Source organism: uncultured Mucilaginibacter sp. (assembly GCF_903913935.1).
Classification (GTDB): domain Bacteria; phylum Bacteroidota; class Bacteroidia; order Sphingobacteriales; family Sphingobacteriaceae; genus Mucilaginibacter.
Map to the genome: position 1 here is coordinate 1 of NZ_CAIWNH010000270.1, position 23,351 is coordinate 23,351.

Consider the following 23,351-nt stretch of genomic DNA (forward strand, 5'->3'; position numbering starts at 1 on the left):
TTGCCGGCTTATCAATAAGCAACGGCACCTTAACGCCGGTGTTTGCTGCCGGGAGTTTTTCCTACACGGCAGTGGTGGCATATGCAATCGGCTCATTAAAAATAACGCCAACAGTTAGTAATGCTACAGCAACGGTATCAGTCAATGGTTCCCCGGTACAGTCTGGTATGCCATCTTCGGATATTATATTATCTGTTGGCCATAATACAGTTACAACCACGGTAACTGCACAGGACGGGGTAACCACAAAAACGTATGCCGTAGTGATAACGCGAGCTGCACCGTCCACAAATGCGGGCCTTTCCGGCCTGGCAATAAGCAACGGTACGTTAACGCCGGTTTTTGCGCCGGGGAGGGTGGCTTATACGGCAACAGTGCCCTATACAGTAGGTTCATTAACGTTGGCGCCAACAGCCAGCGACGCTACGGCAACAATAACGGTTAATGGTGCTGCGGTGCTATCGGGCACGGCGTCATCGGGAATTGGATTGTCCGTCGGTACAAATACGATTACAACCACCGTAATGGCGCAGGACGGGATAACAACAAAAACCTATGCAGTAGTGATAACACGGACGGCCGCCGCTACTAATGCGGGTCTCGCTGGCCTGGCATTAAGTGTTGGCACACTCGCGCCGGTTTTTGCAACAACAAAGACCAGTTACGTTGCCAATGTAGCTAATAGTGTTAATTCAATTGCTTTTACACCAACATTAAGCGACTCCAATGCAACTGTAATGGTAAACAATATGCAGGTGAAGTCAGGTATGTTATCGTCGGCAGTTCCATTAAATGCCGGCGCCAATACTATTAATATAGTTACCCTTGCACAGGATAGGATTTCCACGAAAACCTATGCGGTAACTGTCAATCGTGCAAAAAGCTCAAATGCAAACCTTATTTCGTTATTGTTAAGTTCGGGGGCATTGTCGCCGGTTTTTGCAGCCACAACAATGGGCTATACCGCTAATATAGCTAATGCAGTTACGGCAATAACTTTGACGCCTTCAGCAGCGGACACGAATGCGACCATAACGGTAAACAACCTGTTTGCAAAATCAGGTATGGCATCGGTTCCTATTTCTTTACCGGTCGGAACAGATACTATATTAATAAAAACAACCGCGCAAAATGGGACAACATCCAAAACATACACATTAATTATTACCAGGGCTATGCCTTCTGCAAATAGTGTTTACGTGTCTGTAAGCGTTGCAACACCGACCGAAGGACTGCTGCTCCCAGATTTGGTTAGTGTTCACCAGGCTATATCACCCAATGGAGACGGCGTCAATGATTTTTTGATGATTGACGGAATTGGGGCCTATCCTGACAATAGACTAAGGATCATGAACAAAAACGGCGAGGTGATTTTTGAAAAGTATGGTTATAATAACTCGGCCGGGATTTTTGACGGGCATTCGAATAAAAATGGTACCAGGCAAATGTCCGGCACTTATTTTTATGAATTTGAATATAAGGCAGCAGGTATAGTTAAACGAAAATCGGGTTTTTTAATTCTTAAATGGTAAATAATGGCTCAGGTTTGTGCCCCGCATAAAAGTGAAGTTGCGCAGACAACCCATTCTGTTTTACCGGTTCGTTTTATGTAGCTTTGTATCAGGAGTATTTTCCGCTTCCTTATATCAATAATGCCAGCAGATCAACTACCAATTCCCGCCGAAAAAGAAAACCTGCACCCGCGCAATTCGCACCGGCTAGGGTATGATTTTAAGCAGCTGATGAAAGGTACGCCCGAACTGCGCCGCTTTGTTAAGCTGAACCAGTTTGATGCGGAATCCATCAATTTTAGCGACCCGGATGCAGTGAAAGTGCTCAATAAGGCATTGTTAAAACAGTTTTACGGAGTTAATAAATGGGATATCCCGGCAGGTTATCTTTGCCCGCCAATACCGGGCAGGGCTGATTATCTCCACTACGCCGCTGACCTATTAGCAGATATAAATAATGGCGAAATTCCCAGGGGTAAAAAAATAAATGTGCTGGATATTGGCGTCGGTGCAAACTGCGTTTATCCTTTAATTGGCGCCAGTGTATATGGCTGGCGGTTTGTGGGCACAGATATTGATCCGGCGGCCATCAGGGCGGCCAAAGAGATCCTGGCAGCAAACGAGGGGCTTAAGGATAAGATCATTTTCCGGCTTCAAACCAATAAAGCCAATATTTTTAAAGGAATTATAAAAGATGGCGAAGGTTTTGACATCACTATTTGTAACCCGCCTTTCCATGCTTCCTTGCAGGAAGCACAGCTGTCTGCAGCTACCAAATGGAAAAAATTGGGGATTGCTAAACAAAACGCGGCCTTAAATTTCGGCGGACAGAAGACCGAGCTATGGTGTTATGGCGGCGAAGCCGGATTTATACGCCGCATGGTGGAGCAAAGCGCTCTGGTGGCACAACAGTGTTTGTGGTTCTCGACCCTGGTTTCCAAAAAAGATACGCTCCCCGTTATTTATAAAGCACTCAAAGCAGTAAACGCGTTGGATGTAAAAACCATCAGCATGATGCATGGGCAAAAAACAAGCCGCATAGTGGCCTGGACATTTTTAACCCCGGCAGAACAAGCGGACTGGCGAAAGACCTACTGGTAGGAAACCTGTATTCTGCAATTTTCACGCTTCGCCATTATTTGAATTTTGCAAACAACAGATTGATATTTGCAACCACCCCGCCTGGTTTTTGCTGCACCTTTGTATCATAAAAAATCAAATAAAATGAAACTATCAAACAATAAAATACTGATCACCGGGGGTGCAAGCGGCATTGGCCTGGGGCTTACTGAAAGATTTATACAGCAAAATAACACCGTAATTATATGTGGCAGGCGCGAATCGGTTTTAAAAGAAGTTACAGAAAAATACCCATCAGTGATTACTAAAGTATGCGATTTAGGTATTGAAGCGGAACGCGTTGAATTATACAACTGGGTAGCCGAAAATCATCCTGATTTGAATGTGCTGGTTAACAACGCGGGCATACAACAATGGATGAACATCAGCGATGATGATTTTTTTCAGCGCGCTAAAGATGAGATCACCACAAATATCGAAGCTCCGGTTCACCTGACAGGCCTTTTCAGCAATTTGCCATCTTTGAACACGATCATCAATGTGAGCTCGGGCCTGGCTTTTGTTCAGTTTGCCAAAGTGCCGGTATATTGTGCTACCAAAGCATTCTTTCATTCATTTACACTGTCATCGCGCTATTTACTTAAAGTAAAAAATATAGAGGTGATCGAATTGATCCCGCCTGCTTTGAATACTGATCTTGGTGGCAAAGGCCTTCATGATACACAACCCCCGGTAAGCGATTTTATCGATTCCGTTTTTGAGCAGTTAAAGGAAGGAAAAACCGAAATTACCTTCGGCTTCAGTGCAGCAATGGCCAATGGCACACATCAGGAAATACAGGCTGCTTTTAACCGGTTGAATCCGGCGTAAACCGGACGCGGTTGGTTCAGTATCTGATAATAATGGAACTTATACTCTTTGTGAAACCAGCGTATTATACGCTGGTTTTTTTATATAATAAACAGGGATATCCAAACTAATCAGTTGATTTTTAATTATTTGCATGATGTATAATTTAAATTTTAAAAGCATTGGGTTTTAATTCCCGCTTATATAGCTTAATATTGCCGCTTTAAAAAACGCTATTTATCATGGTATCAAAAGAAGAAATTTTCGGGTACACACCCGACCCCAAATATAATAAAGCAGTTGCTTACTTCTCTATGGAGTTTGCCATCGACCAGGCGCTAAAGATCTATAGTGGCGGTTTAGGCTTTTTAGCCGGTTCGCATTTACGGAGTGCTTACGAACTGAAACAAAATACCGTTGGCATAGGCATGTTATGGAAATATGGTTATTACGACCAGTTTCGCGACATGAACGCTGATATGAAACCGATGTATGTTGAAAAGCAATATGCTTTTTTACAAGATACCGGAATCATGTTCACCGTGCCAGTACATGATTCGCCTGTACACGTAAAGGCCTACCTGTTAAAGCCTGAAACATTTGGTTCAGCACCGTTATTTTTGCTGACGACCAACCTGAACGAAAATGATGAAGCCTCGCGTTCCATTACTTACCGTCTTTATGATTCAAACGAAGCAACCCGGATAGCCCAGTCTATTATATTAGGTATTGGCGGCGCCATGTTGATGGATATACTCGGGTTAGAACGGGATATTTATCATATGAACGAGGGGCATTCGTTACCCCTCAATTTTTACCTTTATTCAAAGTTTCAAAATTTGGATGAGGTTAAAAAGAGAGTGGTATTTACGACACACACGCCCGAAGCTGCCGGCAATGAATCGCACCGTTATGACTTGCTAAAGGAGATGTCGTTTTTTTATCACCTGCAATCACATGAGGTAAAATACATCCTGGGTCTGGATGGCGATTTCCTTAACTACACCGTAGCTGCTTTAAAATTTGCACATAAAGCCAACGGCGTATCCAAAATGCATGCAGAAGTGGCCCGGGATATGTGGAAGGATAACAAAGGCATCTGTGATATCATAGCGATTACCAACGCACAGAATAAAACCTACTGGAAAGACGAAAAGCTGGAAAAAGCGTTGGCCGGAAATTCCGATGCCACCATTGCAGCCCGTAAAAAAGAAATGAAAAAAGATCTTTTTAAAGTGGTGGCTGACCAATGCGGAAAAATATTTGATGAAAATGTGCTCACTATTGTTTGGGCGAGGCGTTTTGCCGGTTACAAACGTGCCGATCTGATGATGCGCGATTGGGACAGGTTCATCAAAATGATTTTTAACAGTAAACACCCGGTACAGGTGATCTGGGCGGGTAAACCATATCCCGAAGATTTTGGGGCGATAGAACAGTTTAACCAGATCATCCGCAGGGCAAAACCGTTGGCTAATTGCGCGGTGCTTACGGGGTACGAACTTGGCCTGTCGGCACTTGTAAAAAAGGGGGCGGACGTTTGGCTGAACAACCCAAGCATGTACCGCGAAGCTTCCGGAACCAGCGGAATGACTGCAGCATTTAACGGTAGTATCAATCTTTCATTACCCGACGGGTGGGTGCCTGAATTTGCCGTTGACCAGGTAAATAGTTTTGTGATACAACCGGCTATACAAGGCCTTTGGCACGATGAAACTAATCATATTGAGGCTCAAAACCTGATGGATACGCTTGAAAATGTAGTGTTGCCAATGTACTATGAAGATAAAAAGAAATGGCATGCAATTATAAGAAAAGCGGCGACTGATATTGTGCCTGAATTCGATTCGGGCCGTATGGTGGATGAGTATTACGCAAAAATGTATAACTAAGTTAAACTATAAATTGAAGGAGCCTTTGGTCGGAAGATCAAAGGCTTTTTTTATTTTCAAATTGATAGGTACTTCGGGCGGGCTTCCGGGAAACAGAAAAGATTTAAAACCAATAGACACCCTTTTGCGTTTTATTTATGATGGGTATCAGTTTTATCGCTGCCCGCTGTCATATAAAAACAATCGATATTAAAGGTACTTTGTATTGAAAAACGATGCTGTTTTTATTTTGCCGGTTTTTTATTATCCTGGTTGCAGATGCAGTTTAACCCATTAACAAATAACTCATGCGAATTGCCTGGATTTCTGTACTGGTTGTTATTCTTTCCTTACAAGTTTCAGCGCAAAGTGCCGGGCTTAGCGGAATCATTTCTGATGATAAGGGGAATCATATCACCTTTGTTTCAGTTTGGGTAGATAGTATCCACAAGGGCACTTTTACAAATGAAGACGGTGTTTACTACCTCAATTTAGGTCCCGGTGTTTATACAGTTGATTTTCGCTCGCCCGGTTTTTTACCTTTAGTCAGAACAATAAATATTGAAGGCAGCCAGGCTAAGCTTGATATCCAGTTATCGCGGGTAGCAGGCACCAACCCTTCGGCCGGCAATGCAGATTCTATTATCAGCCGGGTAATAGCGAGGCAAAATATCCCTGGTAAACCTGATGCTTATTCAGGTACACTTTATTCGCGTGAACTGCAGCGGCTAAACGCTGTGCCCAAAAAATTAATAAAAAATATAGTGGCGTACCAAATGCACATGAGCCCCGACAGAAAGGGTATTATTAACTTTTCGGAATCGTTGGCATCTTTTAAAACACAGTCAAAAAATTATGATGGCTCGCAAATAACCGCGGGTATCATTACTAAAAATAGCCGGGATATTTTCAATTTCAATAAGGTGCCTGAGTTGCACATTGACTTTTATCAAAATAATTTATATCTGAACCGATTTAATGAGCATGCCTTCATTTCGCCATTATCAGCACGGGCCGTAAAATACTACCGGTACAAATTAATAGCGCAGTTTGCTGACCATAGCTATTTGATCGACAAGGTCAGCGTATCACCTGTCAGAAAAAATGAGCATCTTTTTAGTGGTACAATTTATATTGTTGATAAAGAATGGTTGCTATATGCCGCCGATTTGCGTTTGTCGCTTGATGCACATATCGACTTTATTGATTCTGTTAGTATTCGTCAGCAATATGTCCCGGTGGCCGGTGGCAATTGGCTAACCCAGGCCATACAGTTTAATTATTATGGTAATTTTTTAGGTTTTAAATATTCGGGCCAATTACTGCATGTATACCAGGATATTCATCCGGATACGCTAAAGAATGAAACCAATGTGGCGAAGTTTCATTACCCAGTTAAAGATTATCGGAAGGATAACAGGTTTTGGGAGCAAAACAGGCCGCTCATACTTACACAGGGTGAAGAAAAGCTCTATACTCTGGGCAAACCTGCTGCAAGTTTCCAACCAAATACCGGTTTAACCGATTCCCTTAAGCGCGAAAACAACCACTTCAGGCTATTACCTTATTTGCTTTGGGGGTATACCATCAGTAATGACAATAACAGTACATCAATTTCAATTCCATCGCCTTTTAATACCTTTTTTTATAACACCGTAGAAGGCTGGGGTGCTGATTTTAAAGTTAAATATACCCACATATACGCAAGGCAACAAAACCTTTCTATTATACCTGATGTCAGATATGGATTCTCCGATCACCAGTTAAATGCAAATGTGCTCGCCAATTACGTATACAACTCCTTCCGGAAGGCAACTGTTTACATTCATGCCGGCTCCGATTTTCTCGACCTCAATAATACCGGGTCATTAAGCTTGTTCTTAAACTCTTTAAGTACCCTGTATTTTGGTAACAACTATCTCAAACTTTACCAGTCGAGGTTCGTGATGGCCGGAACAAGCGGAGAAATCGCAAATGGCGTTTTACTGAACGGAGAGTTCGAATACGCCAACAGAAATTCATTATTCAATACCACCTCGCATACTTTTAACAGGGACAGTGTAGATATCACGTCAAATAACCCGATTGATCCCAATTCAAAAATACCTTTGTTTCCGCATTATCGTGCTTTCACGTTTCGTGGATCGGTCACATTCACATTTAATCAGCAATATGCCATAACACCCGAAGGTAAATTTATTTTAGCAGCCAAATATCCTATTTTGAGGCTAAATTACCGTAAAGGCATACCTGCGTTCGGCTCAGTAGTGGATTATGATATGGTTTCGGCCGACTTCTTTTTGAATGGTTTAAAAATGGGGATTTACGGGTACAGCGCATTTTCATTTTCCGCCGGTAAATTTTTAAACACCCGGAACCTTTATTACCCGGATTATTACCATTTTCACGGTGGGCAAAGTTTTTTTTATGATGCCTCATCCAGTGGTTTTCATTTTTTAAATTACTATACCTATAGCACCGATAAAGCTTTTTTTGAAGCGCATGCTGAACATAACTTTACCGGGATATTATTCAGCCGTGTTCCGCTGATTAAAAAACTTCACCTTGAAGAGATCATAGGAGGCTCTTATCTTGCCCAGGGAACTCTGCCTGCATATCAGGAAGTTTATGTAGGTGTGAAACGAACATTGTTAAGGCTGGACTATGGCCTGGCGTTTGGCAAGTTTACCAAACTTATCCAGGGTTTCAGGCTTACTTATAATTTCCCCGGTTTTTAAAAGGTTTAAACCGTATTATTTATATCGTTTATAACTTCTTTTCGCTTCCATATCCTGAAATTTAGCGTGAATTTTTTCCTTTGGATAAGTGAGCGCCAGTCAATAAATAAAACTGCACACACTAAAAAGAGCCCAAGCACCAGGCTTGTTATTGATTGCCATGAAAAGCCACCCTGCATGATAGATCCGATATTTTCAGAGGCATATTTCCCCAAATGCACGGTGATGGCATCACTTGTAAATTTGCCAACCAAAAAAGCGGGGATAATATAAATGCCTTTAATCCGGGCCATGCCGCTGGCCAAAAATAATGGAGTGGTAGGCAGTGGGAGTAAAGTATAAGCAAGTATAGCCATCTGGCCCTTCCATCCGTTTTCCTTCATTTTTTCGCCCAAAAACTGAACGTCGTCGTTTTTTGATTTTTTAAATATCCTTCCCGCCAGAAAAGGAATGTACAAGGTGAGGATATATCTTCCCAGGATTGAACCGATTACGCCGATGACGATAACCAACCATATATCCAGCCCAAATTCTATCTGGAGGAAAACCATAATGGTAAAAGCCGGCGGAAAAGGTATGGGTACCACATCAAATAAGAATGATCCCAAAAAAACCAGCATGTATTGCCACCACATATTTTTATTTATAAAAAGCTAAGATACTAAACCAAATTCGTTGTTAAATGATACAGATCATCCGGCCATTTGAGTTAAATCACATAGTTGACCAATTTAGATAGCCTTCCCTGGGATATTATCGTCTTTTTACATCCAATTTAACAAGTTCCTCCAGGTGCTTTGATAAGTGACCAATGTCATTATTATTCATGACGATGTGCACATAAAACAGGTTGTGCTTTATATAATTTTATATTATGAATGACATTACTTTCCCTCCTAATCTCAGGAGCCACGGAGAGGGTACTGGTCCGGTTAGAAAGCAGCACCCTGTTTATACAGACCTGTTACCTCCATGTAATAAAATATGCCCGGCCGGCGAAAATATCCAGGCCTGGTTGTCACTGGCCCAGGGCGGAAACTTTGAAGCCGCCTGGCAGGTATTAATGGCCGATAACCCTATGCCCGCTGTTTGCGGCAGGGTTTGTTATCATACCTGTGAAGAACAATGCAACCGTGCCCACATCGACAGCACAGTAAGTATCCATGCGGTTGAGCGTTTTTTAGGTGATGAAGCCATTAAAAACAAATGGAAAATTGAAGGGATTGCTGCCTCGACAGGTAAACGTGTACTAATTATAGGCGCCGGCCCCAGTGGCTTATCCGCTGCTTACCACCTGACGCGGTTGGGGCATTATGTCGAGATCCGCGAAGCGGGCCCTATGTCCGGCGGTATGATGCACTTCGGCATACCGGCATACCGGTTGCCCCGTAAAGAGCTGGAACAGGAAGTGGAGCGCATAAAGGATATGGGTGTTTCGATGGTTTTTAATCATAAAGTTGATAAAGTTTTAAGCGAAAAAGAAGAAGGAAAGTTCGATGCCGTGTTTATCGCCATCGGAACACAGCTTTCAAGAAAAATTGATATTCCGGGCAGGGATGCCGGCAAAATACTGGATGCCGTATCGTTCCTGAAACAGGTGGAAGAAGGCAATGCCCCGCAGCTCGGCCGCAGGGTGGCCATATATGGGGGCGGAAACACTGCTATGGATGCTGCCCGTACCGCAAAGCGGCTGGGTGTGCCCGAAGCTATGATTATTTACCGCCGCGACCGCAAAAACATGTCGGCCCATGATTTTGAAGCGCAGGAAGCTTTAGATGAAGGCGTAAAGATCAACTGGCTGCGTACCATAAAGGAAATGGATGGGGAGACGTTCACCGTCGAGATCATGAAGATTGAGGATGGCAAACCTGTACCTACAGGGCAATTTGAAACATTGGAAGCCGATAATCTGATCCTTGCCTTAGGCCAGGACGCGGATACCGGCTTTTTACGCGATGTGCCCGGGATAGCATTTAAGCCGGATGGTACAGTAATAGTTGGCCCGGATATGATGACAGGTAGCCAGGGCATTTTCGCCGGCGGCGATATGGTCCCCGGAGAGCGGAGTGTAACCATTGCCATAGGACATGGTAAAAAAGCGGCCCGCTATATCAATGGCTTTTTGACACAGGAACAATATGTACCCGCGCCAAAGCATGAGGTTGTAAATTATGAACGTTTACACCGCTGGTACACTACCCAGGCCCCGCAAAAGGAACAAGCCGAACTACCCGCCGAACTGAGGGAGGGCAACTTTGATGAAGTAAAGGCCGGCCTAACCCGGGAAGAAGCACTGTTCGAAGCACAAAGATGCATGTCCTGCGGAAATTGTTTCGAGTGTGATGGTTGTTTCGGCTCATGCCCTGAAGGTGCGATCATTAAATTGGGCAAAGGCAAGCGCTACCAGTTTAACTATGATATATGCACGGGCTGTGCCACCTGTTACGAGCAATGCCCCTGCCATGCGATTGAGATGGCAGAAGGGTATTAACATCCAAATCTTTTAAAAAGAAATAAAAATGTCAGATAATCAACCTGTTGTAAAAACCCTCGACGGCAATGAAGCAGTAGCCCACATAGCCTACCGGGTGAACGAAGTTTGTGCCATTTACCCCATTACCCCGGCGTCGACGATGGCGGAATTTGCTGATGAATGGAGTTCGGCCGGCGTAAATAATATATGGGGCAATGTGCCCGAAGTAATTGAAATGCAAAGCGAAGGCGGCGCTGCCGGTGTGGTGCACGGTGCGCTGCAAACCGGGGCGTTGACCACCACCTTTACCGCTTCGCAGGGATTAATGCTGATGCTGCCCAATATGTATAAAATTGCCGGAGAGCTTACCTCAACGGTTTTCCATGTGGCTGCCAGGTCACTTGCGGCACAGGCGCTTTCTATTTTTGGCGATCATGCAGATGTGATGGCGGCCCGTACTACAGGCTTTGCGATGCTTGGGTCGGCCTCCGTGCAGGAGGCACATGATATGGCTTTGATAAGCCAGGCGGCTACTTTAAAATCAAGGATCCCGTTCATTCATTTTTTTGACGGGTTCCGTACCTCGCACGAGATCAATAAGATCAGCCTGATACCTGATAGCCAGATCAGCGAAATGATTGATGATGATTTGATCTTTGCACACCGGATGCGCAGCCTGAATCCTGATCACCCTTTTATACGGGGTACTGCTCAAAACCCGGATGTGTATTTCCAGGGCCGCGAAACAGTAAATCCATATTATTCAGCAACCCCCGGCATTGTTCAGGATGAGATGGATAAATTCGGCAAACTAACAGGCCGTCATTATAAAACATTCGATTACTCCGGCGACCCGGAGGCTGAAAGAATCATTACCATAATGGGTTCCGGCGCCGAAACGGTTATCGAAACTGTGAAAAGGCTGCAGGCAGAAGGGGAGAAGATAGGTGTAATACAGATCAGGCTTTTCCGTCCTTTTGCATTGGCGCATTTACTTAAAGCATTGCCTGCTTCGGTAAATAAAATTGCCGTACTTGATCGTAACAAAGAACCCGGGGCCGGTGGCGAACCCTTATACCAGGATATTGTCACCGGCCTATATAATGCTTTTAGCAATGGCCTTATCCCCCAAATGCCAAAGATTGTTGGCGGCAGGTATGGCTTATCTTCCAAAGAATTTACCCCGGCAATGGTAAAAGCGATATTTGACGAACTAAAAGCGGCATCGCCCAAAAATGGTTTCACCATCGGCATAAATGATGATGTTACCCATACCAGCCTTTCCTATGACACCAGCTTTACCATAGAGCCCGCCGACAGGGTTTGCGCCTTATTCTTTGGCCTCGGCGCCGATGGTACCGTAGGGGCCAACAAAAACAGCATAAAAATTATCGGTGAAGAAACCGGTCTCAATGCCCAGGGGTATTTTGTTTATGATTCCCGTAAATCTGGTGCACAAACCGTTTCGCACCTGCGTTTTGGGAAAGACCCAATCCGCGCGCCATATTTGATTGAACGCGCCGACTTCATCGCCTGTCATAAATTTAATTTTGTAGGTAAGACAGATTTGCTGCAACGTGCAAAAGAAGGGGCTGTTTTCCTGCTCAATAGCCCATATAATAAAGATGAAGTTTGGGATGCTTTGCCCCGCGATATGCAGGAGCAGATCATCCAAAAGAAAATAAAATTCCATGTGATTGACGCTAATGCTGTAGCCGATGCTTCTGGCCTTGGTCAGCGCATCAATACGGTAATGCAAACCTGTTTCTTTGCGTTGTCAGGGGTGCTTCCTTTTGATGAAGCTATCACCCAAATCAAAAAATCAATCAAAAAATCATATAAATCCAAAGGAGATTCAGTTATAAAGAAAAACTTTAAAGTAGTTGATGATAGCCTGGAAAATTTATTCGAAGTAAAAGTTCCGGACCATGCTACCAGCACGATAGCCATTGAGGCCATTGTTCCGGCAGAAGCGCCTGATTTTGTGCAAAAGGTAACTTCGGTTCTTCTGGCTGGTCATGGTGATTCCTTGCCAGTGAGTATGATGCCTGTCGACGGTACTTACCCAAGCGGCACTACCAAATGGGAAAAACGGAATATTTCGGATGAAGTAGCCGTTTGGGAACCCGAAGCCTGCATCCAATGTGGTAATTGCAGTTTTGTATGCCCGCATGGTGTTATCCGCTCCAAGTTTTACCATAAGGATTATATTGAAACCGCACCGATCCAATTTCAGTCGGCACCTATTAATGCACGTGGTTTCCCGGAAACGCGTTATACCTTACAGGTTTATTTTGAGGACTGCACCGGATGTAACTTATGTGCCCAGGTTTGTCCCGTAATTATTCCGGGTACCAAAGACGAAAAAGCGATCAATCTCAGGGTAAAACCTGATGCCATTACCGAAAGGGAAAATATCCGGTTTTTTGAGGATCTTCCCGTAAACGACAGGGCCGCCGTCGATTTTTCTTCGGTAAGGGGATCACAATTCCTTGAACCCCTGTTTGAATTTTCAGGCGCTTGCGCTGGTTGCGGTGAAACACCTTATATCAAACTGATCACCCAGTTATTTGGCGACCGCCTTTTGGTAGCCAACGCTACAGGCTGTTCGTCTATTTACGGTGGCAACCTGCCAACTACACCATGGACTGTAAATAAAGACAATAAAGGGCCGGCATGGTCAAATTCCTTATTTGAGGATAATGCAGAGTTTGGCCTGGGGATGCGGGTGTCAACCGATAAACAACTCGCGGTGGCAAAAATGCTGGTGGAAGAGATGAAGCCATTTATCGGTGTTGAGCTGGCAGACGCGATCTTACATGCCCCACAACAGTTAGAATCGGAGATCAAACAGCAACGCAAAAGAGTTGATGCTTTAAAAGCCAGGTTATCGGCCTTGAACAATCCTCTTTCGCAAAAGCTATTGTCGGTTGCGGATCAATTGGTCCGCAGAACCGTATGGCTGATTGGTGGAGATGGGTGGGCCTATGATATAGGCTCGTCCGGTCTAGACCATGTGCTGTCAACCGGGCGTAATGTGAATGTTTTGGTGCTCGATACGGAAGTGTACTCCAACACCGGCGGGCAAATGTCAAAAGCGACACCAACCGCCGCAACAGCCAAATTTGCATCATCAGGTAAAAAGGTGGGTAAGAAAGACCTTGCCCTGCAGGCAATATCTTACGGCAATGTCTACGTGGCGCAGGTGGCTATGGGTGCCAACCCGCAGCAAACTTTACTGGCTATGCGTGAGGCAGAAGCTTACAACGGGCCATCGCTGATATTGGCTTACAGCCATTGCATTGCCCACGGGATTAACATGGAAAAAGGCCTCGATCAGCAAAAACTGGCGACAGATAGCGGTTACTGGCCTTTAATCAGGTATAACCCGGCACTGCGCGAAGCAGGAAAGAATCCCTTTGTTTTGGATTCCCCGCGGCCCACCGTGGCGTTTAAGGATTATGCTTTGAATGAATTGCGGTATACTTCGCTGCGGGCTTCGCATCCTGAAGAAGCAGAACATTTGCTGGGGATCGCACAGGAACAGGTAAACCTGCGCTGGAAAACCTACGAAGATATGGCCACCTGGAAAGCAGAGGCATTTATGCCTGTGGGTTAAGGTATTGGAATGAAGAAATTAATGTAACAATAAGAATATTTTGGTAAAAAGGCGTGTGACAAATCCGGTAAATTGCTAAGTTTACATTATTGCTGATCTATCAGGATTTTCACCATTATAAGCCTAACTTTTATAAATTTTATGGTAATAGGAATATTAAAGGAACCGTTCTTTGAAACGAGGGTTTCCCTGCTGGCCGTTGAGGCTGCCGCATTAATAAAAAGCGGACATACGATTTGGGTTGAACAGGGGGCCGGGTCAAAATCGTTTTGCCTGGATGATGATTACAAAGCATCCGGAGCTGAAATAAAATCAAGAGCTGATATTTTTGACGGAGCTGCCATGGTGCTGGGGATTCATTATAAAGATGTCCCTCAATCAGTAAAAAACAAAGTATTTATTGGCTTCTATCAGCCCATTTACCATCCCGAACTGGTAGATGAGTGGCTGCAGCAAAATAATACCGTATTTAGTTTGGATATGCTGCCCCGCACCACCAGGGCGCAAAGCATGGATATATTAAGCTCGCAATCAAACATTGCCGGATATAAAGCCGCAGTATTGGCAGCATCTTTATATCCACGTTATTTCCCGATGATGATGACTGCTGCGGGCAGTATTCCGCCGGTAAAAATATTAATTCTGGGTGCGGGTGTGGCGGGCTTACAAGCTGTAGCCACCTGCCGCAGGTTAGGCGCGGTGGTTGAGGTATTTGATACCAGGGCCGCGGCCAAAGAAGAAGTATTAAGCCTGGGTGCAAAATTTGTGGAGGTAGAGGGCGCGGCCGATGCTTCAAAAGCCGGTGGCTATGCAGTTACCCAGACAGAGGATTTTCAACAAAGACAGAAACAAAAAATTGCCGATAGCATAAAAAAGGCTGACGTGGTAATTACTACCGCCCAGATCTTCGGCAAAAAGGCTCCCGTTTTGATCACCACAGAAATGATTGAAAACATGAAAGCCGGTTCAGTTATCATCGACCTTGCCGCTGCAACAGGCGGCAATTCCGAACTTACAAAAGATAACGAAACGGTAGTTCATCATAATGTGAGCATCATCGGCAACTCAAACCTTGCGGCTACCATGCCTTCGGATGCCAGCAGGGCGTACGGCCGCAATATGCTTAACTTCCTGAAGCTGCTTATCAGTAAAGAAGGCACTATCGACCTTAACCTTGAGGACGATATCATCAACAGCACCTGTATCACTAATAACGGAAAAGTTATTTCCAAAATCATCAACGCAAATCAAATTCATGGAAACGTTACTCAGCTTCATACACAACAATCTTGAACAATTTTATATCGTTATACTCTCCATTTTCTTAGGGATAGAAGTTATTTCACGGGTTCCTTCGGTATTGCATACCCCGCTAATGAGCGGAGCGAACGCTATTCACGGGGTGATCATTATCGGCGCCATCATCGTTATGGGAGAAGCGTCAACCGATAACTACCTGGCCTTAACATTAGGCTTTTTAGCAGTGATAGTGGGTACATTAAATGTTGTAGGTGGCTTTGTAGTTACCGACAGGATGCTTGAAATGTTTAAAACAGGAAAAGGGAATTCAAAAAAACAAGGCTAATTCATATGGAAACTTATATTTTATCAATTTGCTATCTCATCGGTTCCGTATCGTTTATCCTTGGGCTAAAGATGTTATCCAACCCGGCAACGGCACGCAAGGGTAACCTTGTATCGGCTGCCGGTATGTCAATCGCCATTTTCGGAACACTCTTTTTTTACCAGTCAAACGGCGAACACCTGCATAATTATGGCTGGATAGCCGGGGCATTAATTATCGGAACCGTCATTGGCACGTTGGCGGCCCGTAAAGTAAAAATGACCGCCATGCCCGAAATGGTGAGTATTTTTAACGGCATGGGGGGCTTATGCGCCGCGCTCATCTCGATTGTTGAATTTGGCCGGATGACCGGTGAGCCCGAACCTTTGCGCCTGCTGGTTATTGTTGCCGGTATGATGATAGGCAGCATTTCTTTTTCGGGCAGTATGGTTGCTTATGGCAAACTTAGCGGTAAAGTTAAAGATCATTCTTTTTCGGGGCAGCATATCTTTAACCTCGCAATCCTGGCGGTTATCGTCGTGTTGGGCGGTTTTTTAAACTTTGGTATTGGCTTGTCTTCGCTAACACTGTTTTATATTATTTTGGCCCTGTCACTCAGCTATGGAGTGTTTTTTGTGCTTCCGATAGGTGGTGCCGATATGCCGGTAGTTATATCTCTGTTAAATTCATTTACCGGTATCGCCACTGCTTTCGGAGGGTTTTTATACAATAACCCGGTTATGCTTACCGGCGGTATTTTAGTAGGGTCAGCGGGCGCTATATTAACTATTTTAATGTGCAAGGCGATGAACCGCTCATTACAAAATGTTTTGATCGGCTCCTTTGGCGGCGGCGCGACAGCCGTTGCCGGTGATAAAGGCCCGCAGGGAACCTATAAAGAAATTAGCGCTGCCGATGCCGCCATGGTTATGGGCTATGCCCATAAAGTGATCATCGTACCCGGTTTTGGTTTGGCCGTTGCCCAGGCGCAACATACCTGCCACGAACTGGAGAAAGCGTTAAAGAATAATGGTGTCGAGGTTAAATATGCCATCCACCCGGTTGCCGGTCGTATGCCGGGGCATATGAATGTTTTGCTGGCCGAAGCCGACGTGTCCTATGATGACCTGCTGGAACTGGAACCCGCAAATGAGCAGTTTGGTTCAACAGATGTGGTGCTTATCCTCGGGGCAAATGATGTGGTTAACCCTGCTGCAGAAAATGATCCGTCGAGCCCGATATACGGGATGCCGATATTACAGGTAACGAAAGCAAAAATGGTTATTGTAAACAAACGAAGCATGCGGCCGGGTTACGCAGGTATTGAAAACGGGCTGTTTTTTATGCCGAATACCTCGATGTTGTTTGGTGACGCAAAAGATGTTTTACAGCAATTGATCGCCCAGATTAAAGAGTTATAATATGGAAAAGGAATTATTGATTGATGGAACCAGTGAGATCTTAAAACAACTGCTGGCAGAAATCGGCGCAAAATCCGCGATGACGATGGGTTACCCTGTTGCCAAAGATTTTGACTTCAGCGAACTGCTTCCATTTATCAAATATCCATTAAATAATGTAGGCGATCCGTTTATACCGTCCACTTATACCGTAGGATCGAGAGCGCAGGAAAAAGAGGTGATCGGTTTTTTCGCGGAACTCTTCAGGGCTGAGGAAGATAACTGGTGGGGCTATGTAACTAATGGCGGCTCGGAGGGGAATCTGTATGGCCTTTACCTGGCAAGGGAACTCTATCCCAAAGCTATCGTCTATAATTCAGAAGCCACGCATTACAGCGTTCAAAAGAACCTGCATTTGCTCAATATGCCCAATATCACCATCCGGTCGCAGGAAAGCGGCGAGATCGATTATGATGATTTAGAGAAAACCATCAGTATCAACCGGCAAATGCCTGTGATCATCCTTGCAAACATTGGTACCACCATGACCGAGGCCCGGGATGATGTGGGGAAAATGAAAACCATCTTTAAAAAACTGGCTATCCAGCATCACTATATTCATGTAGATGGTGCTTTGTCGGGCAGTTATGCTGCTTTTATTGAGCCAAGGCCGGCTTTTGACTTTGCCGATGGCGCAGACAGTATTGCCATCAGCGGGCATAAGTTTTTTGGTTCGCCTATTCCCTGCGGTATGGTGATCGCCAAAAAGAATCACCGTGACCGGATCGCGCGGTCGATAGATTATATAGGTACAATGGACACCACTATCTCCGGCTCCCGCAATGGGCACACCCCGCTTTTTTTATGGTATATGATCAAAAAGCTGGGTGTAGAAGGATTAAGAAAGAGAACTCAAAAAAGCCTGGAGGTTGCTGCTTACGCCGAAAAGGTTTTAAGGGAGGTTGAACCTGCAGTTTGGCGAAACCCATCGGCTTTAACGGTAAATATTCCCAAGCCAGATAAAGCCCTCATCAAAAAATGGCAGCTGGCATCAGGCTCCGATTGGGCGCATATTATTTGTATGCCGGGGATAGATAAAGCGCAAATTGATGACTTTGTAGAGGATCTTAAATTAAGCAAGCTCAACTCAGCTGTTTTAGCTGGCTAATGTCGCCAGGTGTTGTTCTGCAGCAACCGCCAATAATGGTTGATCCTGCCGCATACCAAACCTTTGCATCATCAATAAAATGTGCATGATGTGTTGTTGCGGGCAGCCATACTTTATCGACATCATCGTACACTTCGCCTTTATTGGGATAAACCAAAATAGCTTTGCCTGTATTTGCTTTACCGATTTTTATCAGTGATTCGATATACTGCGGTGCGGTACAATTGATACCGATAGCAATTACCTGTTCGGCTTGATCTAATAGTTTTACTGCATCGGAAAAATTCTCGCCGCTACTGACATGGGTATCATCTTTACAGCTAAAACTGATCCATGCCTGCGTGCCCGGAAATTCTGCCAGCACTTCTTTTAAAGCGATGGCTTCATCCAGGCAGGGGATAGTTTCGCACGCCAAAATATCAACCCCGGTTTCAATCAGTACCTTCATGCGCCCGCGATGAAATGTTTTCAGATCTTCGATACTTACGCCATAATTGCCCCGGTATTCGGAACCGTCCGCTAACGAAGCGCCATAAGGGCCAACCGACGCTGCTACCAGCGGTGTTACGCTGCGAGGATTTACTTTCATCGCTTCTTCGAGTGCGTTAAATGCAAGCTCCGAACTTAGCTGTATTAGTTTTATCGCCTGTTCTGTTGAATAACCATGCTGTGCAAACCCTTCAAAGCTGGCCTGGTAACTGGCCGTGGTGATCACATCGGCCCCTGCCAGTAAATAATCATAATGCACCTGTTTGATCAATTCGGGTGCTTCTGTCAATAACTTTGCCGACCATAGTGAATGATTAAGGTCGGCGCCCCTTGATTCTAATTCGGTTGCCATTGCACCGTCCAGGATTACAAATCCTTTCTCGTTTATAAACGGATCTAATTTGTTTTTCATATTGCTGATACTTATCGCAAATTAACAATTTATGAAGAGGAAATACACTATCGGTGTACTTCCAATAAAATACCTCCACAATCAAATAACAAAGCATAACAGTTTTTATTACCTTAGCTTGCCGCCCTAAAAAAAACGGAGGAATAAATGAGTGCTTCCTTAATCTTCTTCATCATCCTCGCCTATTTTGCCCTTTTAATGGTCATTTCCAGGCTGACGTCCCGGCATAATAAGGCGAACAGTTTTTTTGATGGCGATAAATCATCGCCCTGGTTTTTAGTAGCCTTCGGGATGATCGGTTCAGGGATTTCGGCGGTTTCTCTTGTTTCTATCCCCGGTAATGTGGGCAATAATAACCTGTTTTATTTTCAATTTATACTGGGCACTATCGTTGGCTATTTGTTTATTGCTTTTATGCTTACGCCTATTTATTACAAGCTAAAGCTGGTTTCTATTTATACCTATTTAAACATCCGCTTTGGCAATGTTACCTATAAAACCGGGTCGCTGTTTTTCCTTGTATCACAAAGTTTCGGTGCTGCGCTACGCTTGTTGTTATCTATTAAAATCCTGCAATATGCGTTTTTCGACAGCCTGCACATCCCATATTTTTTGACGATAATTATCGTGTTAATCCTCATCTGGCTATACACCAATAAATCGGGTATCAAAACCATTGTGTGGACCGACGCCCTGCAATCGCTGTTTTTAATTACGGTGATGATCGTCTCCATCATCACCATCAAAAATTCACTGGGCCTGTCTGTTGGCGGTATGGTGAGCACCATTGTTCATCACCCATATGCAAAACTTTTCGAATGGGATGTGCATTCAGGCTCCAACTTTTTTAAGCAATTTATTTCAGGGTTGCTCATAACTGTCGCTTTGGTAGGCCTCGACCAAAGCATGATGCAAAAAACACTAACCATCAATAATGTAAAAGGCGCCAAACGGAACGTGCTGGCCTTTAGTTTTTTTATAGCAGGCGCGCAAACGCTGTTTTTGGGCCTGGGAGTGTTGCTTTATATTTTTGTTGAACGGCATGGCATCAAACTCGTTAGGGCCGACGGACAAATTGTAAATACCGACGGTCTGTACCCGTTTTTAACCCTTCATTATTTCGGGCAGGTAGGCGCCATCGCCTTTTTCATCGGGGTGATCGCATCTACTTTTGCCAGCATTGATGCCTGTATTGCCGCGCTGACCACGGCTTTCAGTTATGATTTTATGGATATCGAAAATCAGCCGGTTGAGCAAAGAAAGAAAATTAAAAACCGGGTATTACTGGGCGTTAACGTGGTGATGTTTTTAATCGTGATGGCTTTTTGGAGTAGCCAGGGCGCAATTATTAATACTATTTTTAAAATTGCCGGTTATACATATGGGCCTATATTAGGCCTGTATTTAACAGGCCTGTTCTCAAAGATCCAGTTAAATGAAAAATTTGTACCGCTGGCCTGCGTGGGTGCCGCGCTGGTTACCTGGGGATTAAATGTGTTTTTTATCAGCGAATTTCAGTTTGATTTTGGTTTTATGAATATCCTGGTAAATGCTGTGCTGACCATTTTATTTTTGGTGCTGATAAAAAAGAAGAGTTATGCCGCCGCATGATAACCCATTCAATATTGAACTTACTACCGATCCTGTTGACTTTGCCGTTTGCGCGGGGATAATGGCGGGAACTGATCCGTGGGTAACATTGGGTATTGGTTATGACGATTGTTTAAAAGCCTTTGGCGGGTCGTTCAGGGAAGTCTTCATCATGAAATATGAATCAGAAATAATAGGGTTCGTAATTATGCAGCCACAGGGAACTTTTAAGGGCTATATCCAAACCGTCGCTATAAATAATAATTACCGGGGCAAGGGGTATGGAACGCAATTGCTTAAGTTTTGCGAAGATCGTATTTTAGCCTATTCGCCAAATATTTTTATCTGTGTTAGTTCGTTTAACATAGGGGCTATTCACCTTTATACTAATTTTGGCTTTGAGCTGATAGGCGAGCTAAAAGATTTTATAAAACCCGGGTTCGATGAACTGCTGCTGCGGAAAACTGTCGGGCCGGTTACGGGTTATCAACCCAAATCCGCTGATTAATAACTAATAATGGAATCTATAAGATGGTTGACACTAAATTCATTTATAAACTGAGCGTTTTGGTAATTGTTTTTTTGTTGACAGAAGGCGTTGCAAATGCGCAACTGAAAAGCGTGGACAATGCCCAGGCAGCCCTGGTTCATAAAATTGATAGCATTTTGCAAGGCCAGGTAGATGAAAGTAAAATACCCGGCGCGGTAATCGAAATAAAGCGAGGAGATACGGTAATTTATAAACATGCCTATGGTTTTGCCCAGAAATTCAATTACCGGCACGAATTGCTGGCTGATCCTGAAAAGATGACAGCGGAGCATATGTTTGACATTGCTTCGCTTACAAAAGTGGTGGGTACCACCACTTCAATCATGTTATTGGTTGACAAGGGTGTTATTAAGGTAGATGATCCGGTAGGAAAATATATTAAAGCATTTACAACGCCTGATAAGGCTGGAATTACTATCCGCCACCTGTTAACTCATACCGCGGGGCTTTATGAATGGTACCCGCTTTATTATCGCGCCAGCAATGAGCAGGAAACTTTTAAGTTGATTGGCGAACTGCCGTTGGCTTTCCCGGTTGGTGCGCAGCGCAAATACAGCGACCTTGGTTTTACTATTCTTGGCGAAATTGTGGAAACAGTTTCCGGCCAATCTCTTGATCAGTTTGAGGAGCAAAATATTTTCAAGCCATTGGGGATGACGCATACCATGTATAACCCGCTTCAAAAGAACAAAGATTTTAAAATAGCATCAACGTCTTTTGGCAACCCTTATGAACATAGGATGGTGTATGACCCTGATCTGGGTTATCAATTTAAAGAAATTAAACATAACCAGTGGAACGGATGGCGCCATTATATTTTAAAAGGAGAAGTGAATGATGGCAACGCATGGTATGCCGAAAAAGGCGTGGCCGGGGCGGCGGGGATATTTTCGACCGTGGATGATATACAAAAGCTGGTTGATATGCTGAAAAATAAAGGGAAAGTCGGTGATATTCAGTTTATCTCGGTATACACAATCAATACCTTTTTAACGAAAGATAAATTTAACAATGGCCTTGGCTGGATGATGGACCCCGAAAATTCATTTATGAAAAACGGCCCTGAAGGAACTTTCGGGCACACAGGTTTCACTGGTACAAGCATTTGTGTGGTGCCTTCAACAGGTGTTTCTATCATTTTACTCATTAATCGCCAGCAAATGGGGCTCATCGAAAACAAAGAATATTACAACGTTAATGCCATCCGGGCACAGGTATTTAAAGCGATGATGGCATATTGTAAAGCGAATTAGGCCAAATGAAATAGAAATGTGTCTTAATTGATCACGGGACTTTTCTGGGCTCTTAATATTTCGCGAAGTTTGTAAAAGGAATTATAAGGGCCTACTGTTATGGTGGCATTTACCAGCCATGATGGGATACTACCGCCGGGATCGACACTGAAAGTATAATCAACTTTTAATTTATTGTCGGGGCTCTGGGTTACTTTCCAAACTGCCAACGAATACGGCACACGAACATAATCTTTCTCATTGGGCAGATAATCCGGGAGGCTTTTTGCCTGTATATTTAAAACATCCTGTGATGGCGCAATGGTAAGTTGAACAATCAGGTCGCGGTCTTTTATGGGCCACGGCAAACGCGATTGTGAATAATAAATGATATTCATTGGGTTTACCGTTTTAATAATTTCTGATTTTTTGTTCGAATAAACCCAACTGTTGTAATCGCCTATATTTTGCAAGGTATTTATCAGTTGCGTTTTGGTTGCCTCCAGTTCGCAAACTACGCGTAATTCCTTTAAATTTCCTTTGGCCGGTTTACGGGTATAAACGGCAATTCCATCCTCATCTTTTTTTAACTCCCATTTTCCCTGGCCAACCGCCTGGGTAAACCAAAGCAGGAATAAACTTAAGATGAAACAATACTTTTTCATGAACAAAACTTTCGGGGTATTTAAAACAACGTTAAAAATGATGCAGTGTTTAAATTATCTTTTTTAATCGTGTACTATTTAACTTCAATTATTATAAAAGCGTATTAAACGGTAAAAAAATTAATATTTATAATTCAAAA

17 protein-coding genes are annotated in these 23,351 nt (G+C 44.0%); 14 read left to right on the forward strand and 3 right to left on the reverse strand.

Features of this window, described 5'->3' with window-relative positions; genetic code table 11:
• The 5 genes from QZY09_RS10615 to QZY09_RS10635 all read left to right on the forward strand — a co-directional run.
• The coding region (locus QZY09_RS10615; RefSeq protein ID WP_295672182.1) for a cadherin-like beta sandwich domain-containing protein at positions 1 to 1,532 on the forward strand (1,532 nt) is incomplete at its 5' end.
• Positions 1,533 to 1,652: 120 nt separating this feature from the next.
• Positions 1,653 to 2,612 carry a 23S rRNA (adenine(1618)-N(6))-methyltransferase RlmF gene (rlmF, locus tag QZY09_RS10620; RefSeq protein ID WP_295672184.1) on the forward strand — a complete coding sequence of 320 codons (960 nt, stop codon included), beginning with the start codon at positions 1,653 to 1,655 and terminating at the stop codon, positions 2,610 to 2,612.
• Positions 2,613 to 2,735: 123 nt separating this feature from the next.
• Positions 2,736 to 3,461, forward strand: a complete 726-nt coding sequence (locus QZY09_RS10625; RefSeq protein ID WP_295672187.1) for an SDR family oxidoreductase — start codon at positions 2,736 to 2,738, stop codon at positions 3,459 to 3,461.
• Between the two features lie 221 nt (positions 3,462 to 3,682).
• On the forward strand, positions 3,683 to 5,332 hold the full coding sequence (glgP, locus tag QZY09_RS10630; RefSeq protein WP_295672189.1) for an alpha-glucan family phosphorylase: 1,650 nt from the start codon (positions 3,683 to 3,685) through the stop codon (positions 5,330 to 5,332).
• Between the two features lie 287 nt (positions 5,333 to 5,619).
• Positions 5,620 to 8,049 carry a DUF5686 family protein gene (locus QZY09_RS10635; protein WP_295672191.1) on the forward strand — a complete coding sequence of 810 codons (2,430 nt, stop codon included), beginning with the start codon at positions 5,620 to 5,622 and terminating at the stop codon, positions 8,047 to 8,049.
• 5 nt (positions 8,050 to 8,054) lie between these two features.
• Here QZY09_RS10635 and QZY09_RS10640 read toward each other — a convergent pair whose 3' ends face one another.
• A complete protein-coding gene (locus tag QZY09_RS10640; RefSeq protein WP_295672193.1) occupies positions 8,055 to 8,684 on the reverse strand; it encodes a hypothetical protein in 630 nt (209 codons plus the stop codon).
• A 239-nt stretch (positions 8,685 to 8,923) separates the two neighbouring features.
• Here QZY09_RS10640 and QZY09_RS10645 point away from each other — a divergent pair, with 239 nt between their 5' ends.
• The 6 genes from QZY09_RS10645 (at position 8,924) to QZY09_RS10670 (ending at position 18,273) form a co-directional block, all read left to right on the forward strand.
• Complete coding sequence (locus tag QZY09_RS10645) at positions 8,924 to 10,540, forward strand: NAD(P)-binding protein (RefSeq protein WP_295672195.1); 1,617 nt, start codon at positions 8,924 to 8,926, stop codon at positions 10,538 to 10,540.
• A gap of 28 nt (positions 10,541 to 10,568) precedes the next feature.
• Positions 10,569 to 14,141, forward strand: a complete 3,573-nt coding sequence (gene nifJ, locus QZY09_RS10650) for a pyruvate:ferredoxin (flavodoxin) oxidoreductase (RefSeq protein WP_295672197.1) — start codon at positions 10,569 to 10,571, stop codon at positions 14,139 to 14,141.
• Between the two features lie 141 nt (positions 14,142 to 14,282).
• Entirely contained in the window at positions 14,283 to 15,434 is a 1,152-nt protein-coding gene (locus QZY09_RS10655) for an NAD(P) transhydrogenase subunit alpha (RefSeq protein ID WP_295672199.1), read from the forward strand.
• Entirely contained in the window at positions 15,397 to 15,726 is a 330-nt protein-coding gene (locus tag QZY09_RS10660) for an NAD(P) transhydrogenase subunit alpha (RefSeq protein ID WP_096356014.1), read from the forward strand. The genes QZY09_RS10655 and QZY09_RS10660 overlap by 38 nt, the downstream gene beginning before the upstream one ends.
• 5 nt (positions 15,727 to 15,731) lie before the next feature.
• Positions 15,732 to 17,126 (forward strand): NAD(P)(+) transhydrogenase (Re/Si-specific) subunit beta, encoded by a 1,395-nt coding sequence (locus QZY09_RS10665; protein WP_295672202.1) that lies wholly within the window; start codon positions 15,732 to 15,734, stop codon positions 17,124 to 17,126.
• A gap of 1 nt (position 17,127) precedes the next feature.
• Positions 17,128 to 18,273 carry a histidine decarboxylase gene (locus QZY09_RS10670; protein ID WP_295672204.1) on the forward strand — a complete coding sequence of 382 codons (1,146 nt, stop codon included), beginning with the start codon at positions 17,128 to 17,130 and terminating at the stop codon, positions 18,271 to 18,273.
• Here QZY09_RS10670 and mmuM read toward each other — a convergent pair.
• Positions 18,248 to 19,174, reverse strand: coding sequence for a homocysteine S-methyltransferase (mmuM, locus tag QZY09_RS10675; RefSeq protein WP_295672206.1), 927 nt, complete (start codon positions 19,172 to 19,174; stop codon positions 18,248 to 18,250). The two genes, QZY09_RS10670 and mmuM, sit on opposite strands and share 26 nt — an antisense overlap.
• A gap of 147 nt (positions 19,175 to 19,321) precedes the next feature.
• Here mmuM and QZY09_RS10680 point away from each other — a divergent pair, with 147 nt between their 5' ends.
• The 3 genes from QZY09_RS10680 to QZY09_RS10690 are packed head-to-tail and all read left to right on the forward strand — an operon-like array spanning position 19,322 to position 22,567.
• Positions 19,322 to 20,785, forward strand: coding sequence for a sodium:solute symporter (locus QZY09_RS10680; RefSeq protein WP_295672208.1), 1,464 nt, complete (start codon positions 19,322 to 19,324; stop codon positions 20,783 to 20,785).
• Entirely contained in the window at positions 20,772 to 21,272 is a 501-nt protein-coding gene (locus QZY09_RS10685) for an N-acetyltransferase (RefSeq protein WP_295672210.1), read from the forward strand. Before QZY09_RS10680 ends, QZY09_RS10685 begins: the two co-directional genes overlap by 14 nt.
• 23 nt (positions 21,273 to 21,295) lie before the next feature.
• Positions 21,296 to 22,567 (forward strand): serine hydrolase, encoded by a 1,272-nt coding sequence (locus tag QZY09_RS10690; RefSeq protein ID WP_295672212.1) that lies wholly within the window; start codon positions 21,296 to 21,298, stop codon positions 22,565 to 22,567.
• A gap of 23 nt (positions 22,568 to 22,590) precedes the next feature.
• On the opposite strand, the gene QZY09_RS10695 is transcribed toward QZY09_RS10690, so the two are convergent.
• Positions 22,591 to 23,211, reverse strand: a complete 621-nt coding sequence (locus QZY09_RS10695) for an START domain-containing protein (RefSeq protein WP_295672214.1) — start codon at positions 23,209 to 23,211, stop codon at positions 22,591 to 22,593.
• Between the last annotated feature and the right edge of the window lie 140 nt (positions 23,212 to 23,351).

Coding starts and splice junctions, on each gene's coding strand:
- rlmF (WP_295672184.1), top strand. CDS start 1,653: ATGCCAGCAGATCAACTACCAATTCCCGCCGAAAAAGAAAACCTGCAC.
- QZY09_RS10625 (WP_295672187.1), top strand. CDS start 2,736: ATGAAACTATCAAACAATAAAATACTGATCACCGGGGGTGCAAGCGGC.
- glgP (WP_295672189.1), top strand. CDS start 3,683: ATGGTATCAAAAGAAGAAATTTTCGGGTACACACCCGACCCCAAATAT.
- QZY09_RS10635 (WP_295672191.1), top strand. CDS start 5,620: ATGCGAATTGCCTGGATTTCTGTACTGGTTGTTATTCTTTCCTTACAA.
- QZY09_RS10640 (WP_295672193.1), bottom strand. CDS start 8,684: ATGTGGTGGCAATACATGCTGGTTTTTTTGGGATCATTCTTATTTGAT.
- QZY09_RS10645 (WP_295672195.1), top strand. CDS start 8,924: ATGAATGACATTACTTTCCCTCCTAATCTCAGGAGCCACGGAGAGGGT.
- nifJ (WP_295672197.1), top strand. CDS start 10,569: ATGTCAGATAATCAACCTGTTGTAAAAACCCTCGACGGCAATGAAGCA.
- QZY09_RS10655 (WP_295672199.1), top strand. CDS start 14,283: ATGGTAATAGGAATATTAAAGGAACCGTTCTTTGAAACGAGGGTTTCC.
- QZY09_RS10660 (WP_096356014.1), top strand. CDS start 15,397: ATGGAAACGTTACTCAGCTTCATACACAACAATCTTGAACAATTTTAT.
- QZY09_RS10665 (WP_295672202.1), top strand. CDS start 15,732: ATGGAAACTTATATTTTATCAATTTGCTATCTCATCGGTTCCGTATCG.
- QZY09_RS10670 (WP_295672204.1), top strand. CDS start 17,128: ATGGAAAAGGAATTATTGATTGATGGAACCAGTGAGATCTTAAAACAA.
- mmuM (WP_295672206.1), bottom strand. CDS start 19,174: ATGAAAAACAAATTAGATCCGTTTATAAACGAGAAAGGATTTGTAATC.
- QZY09_RS10680 (WP_295672208.1), top strand. CDS start 19,322: ATGAGTGCTTCCTTAATCTTCTTCATCATCCTCGCCTATTTTGCCCTT.
- QZY09_RS10685 (WP_295672210.1), top strand. CDS start 20,772: ATGCCGCCGCATGATAACCCATTCAATATTGAACTTACTACCGATCCT.
- QZY09_RS10690 (WP_295672212.1), top strand. CDS start 21,296: ATGGTTGACACTAAATTCATTTATAAACTGAGCGTTTTGGTAATTGTT.
- QZY09_RS10695 (WP_295672214.1), bottom strand. CDS start 23,211: ATGAAAAAGTATTGTTTCATCTTAAGTTTATTCCTGCTTTGGTTTACC.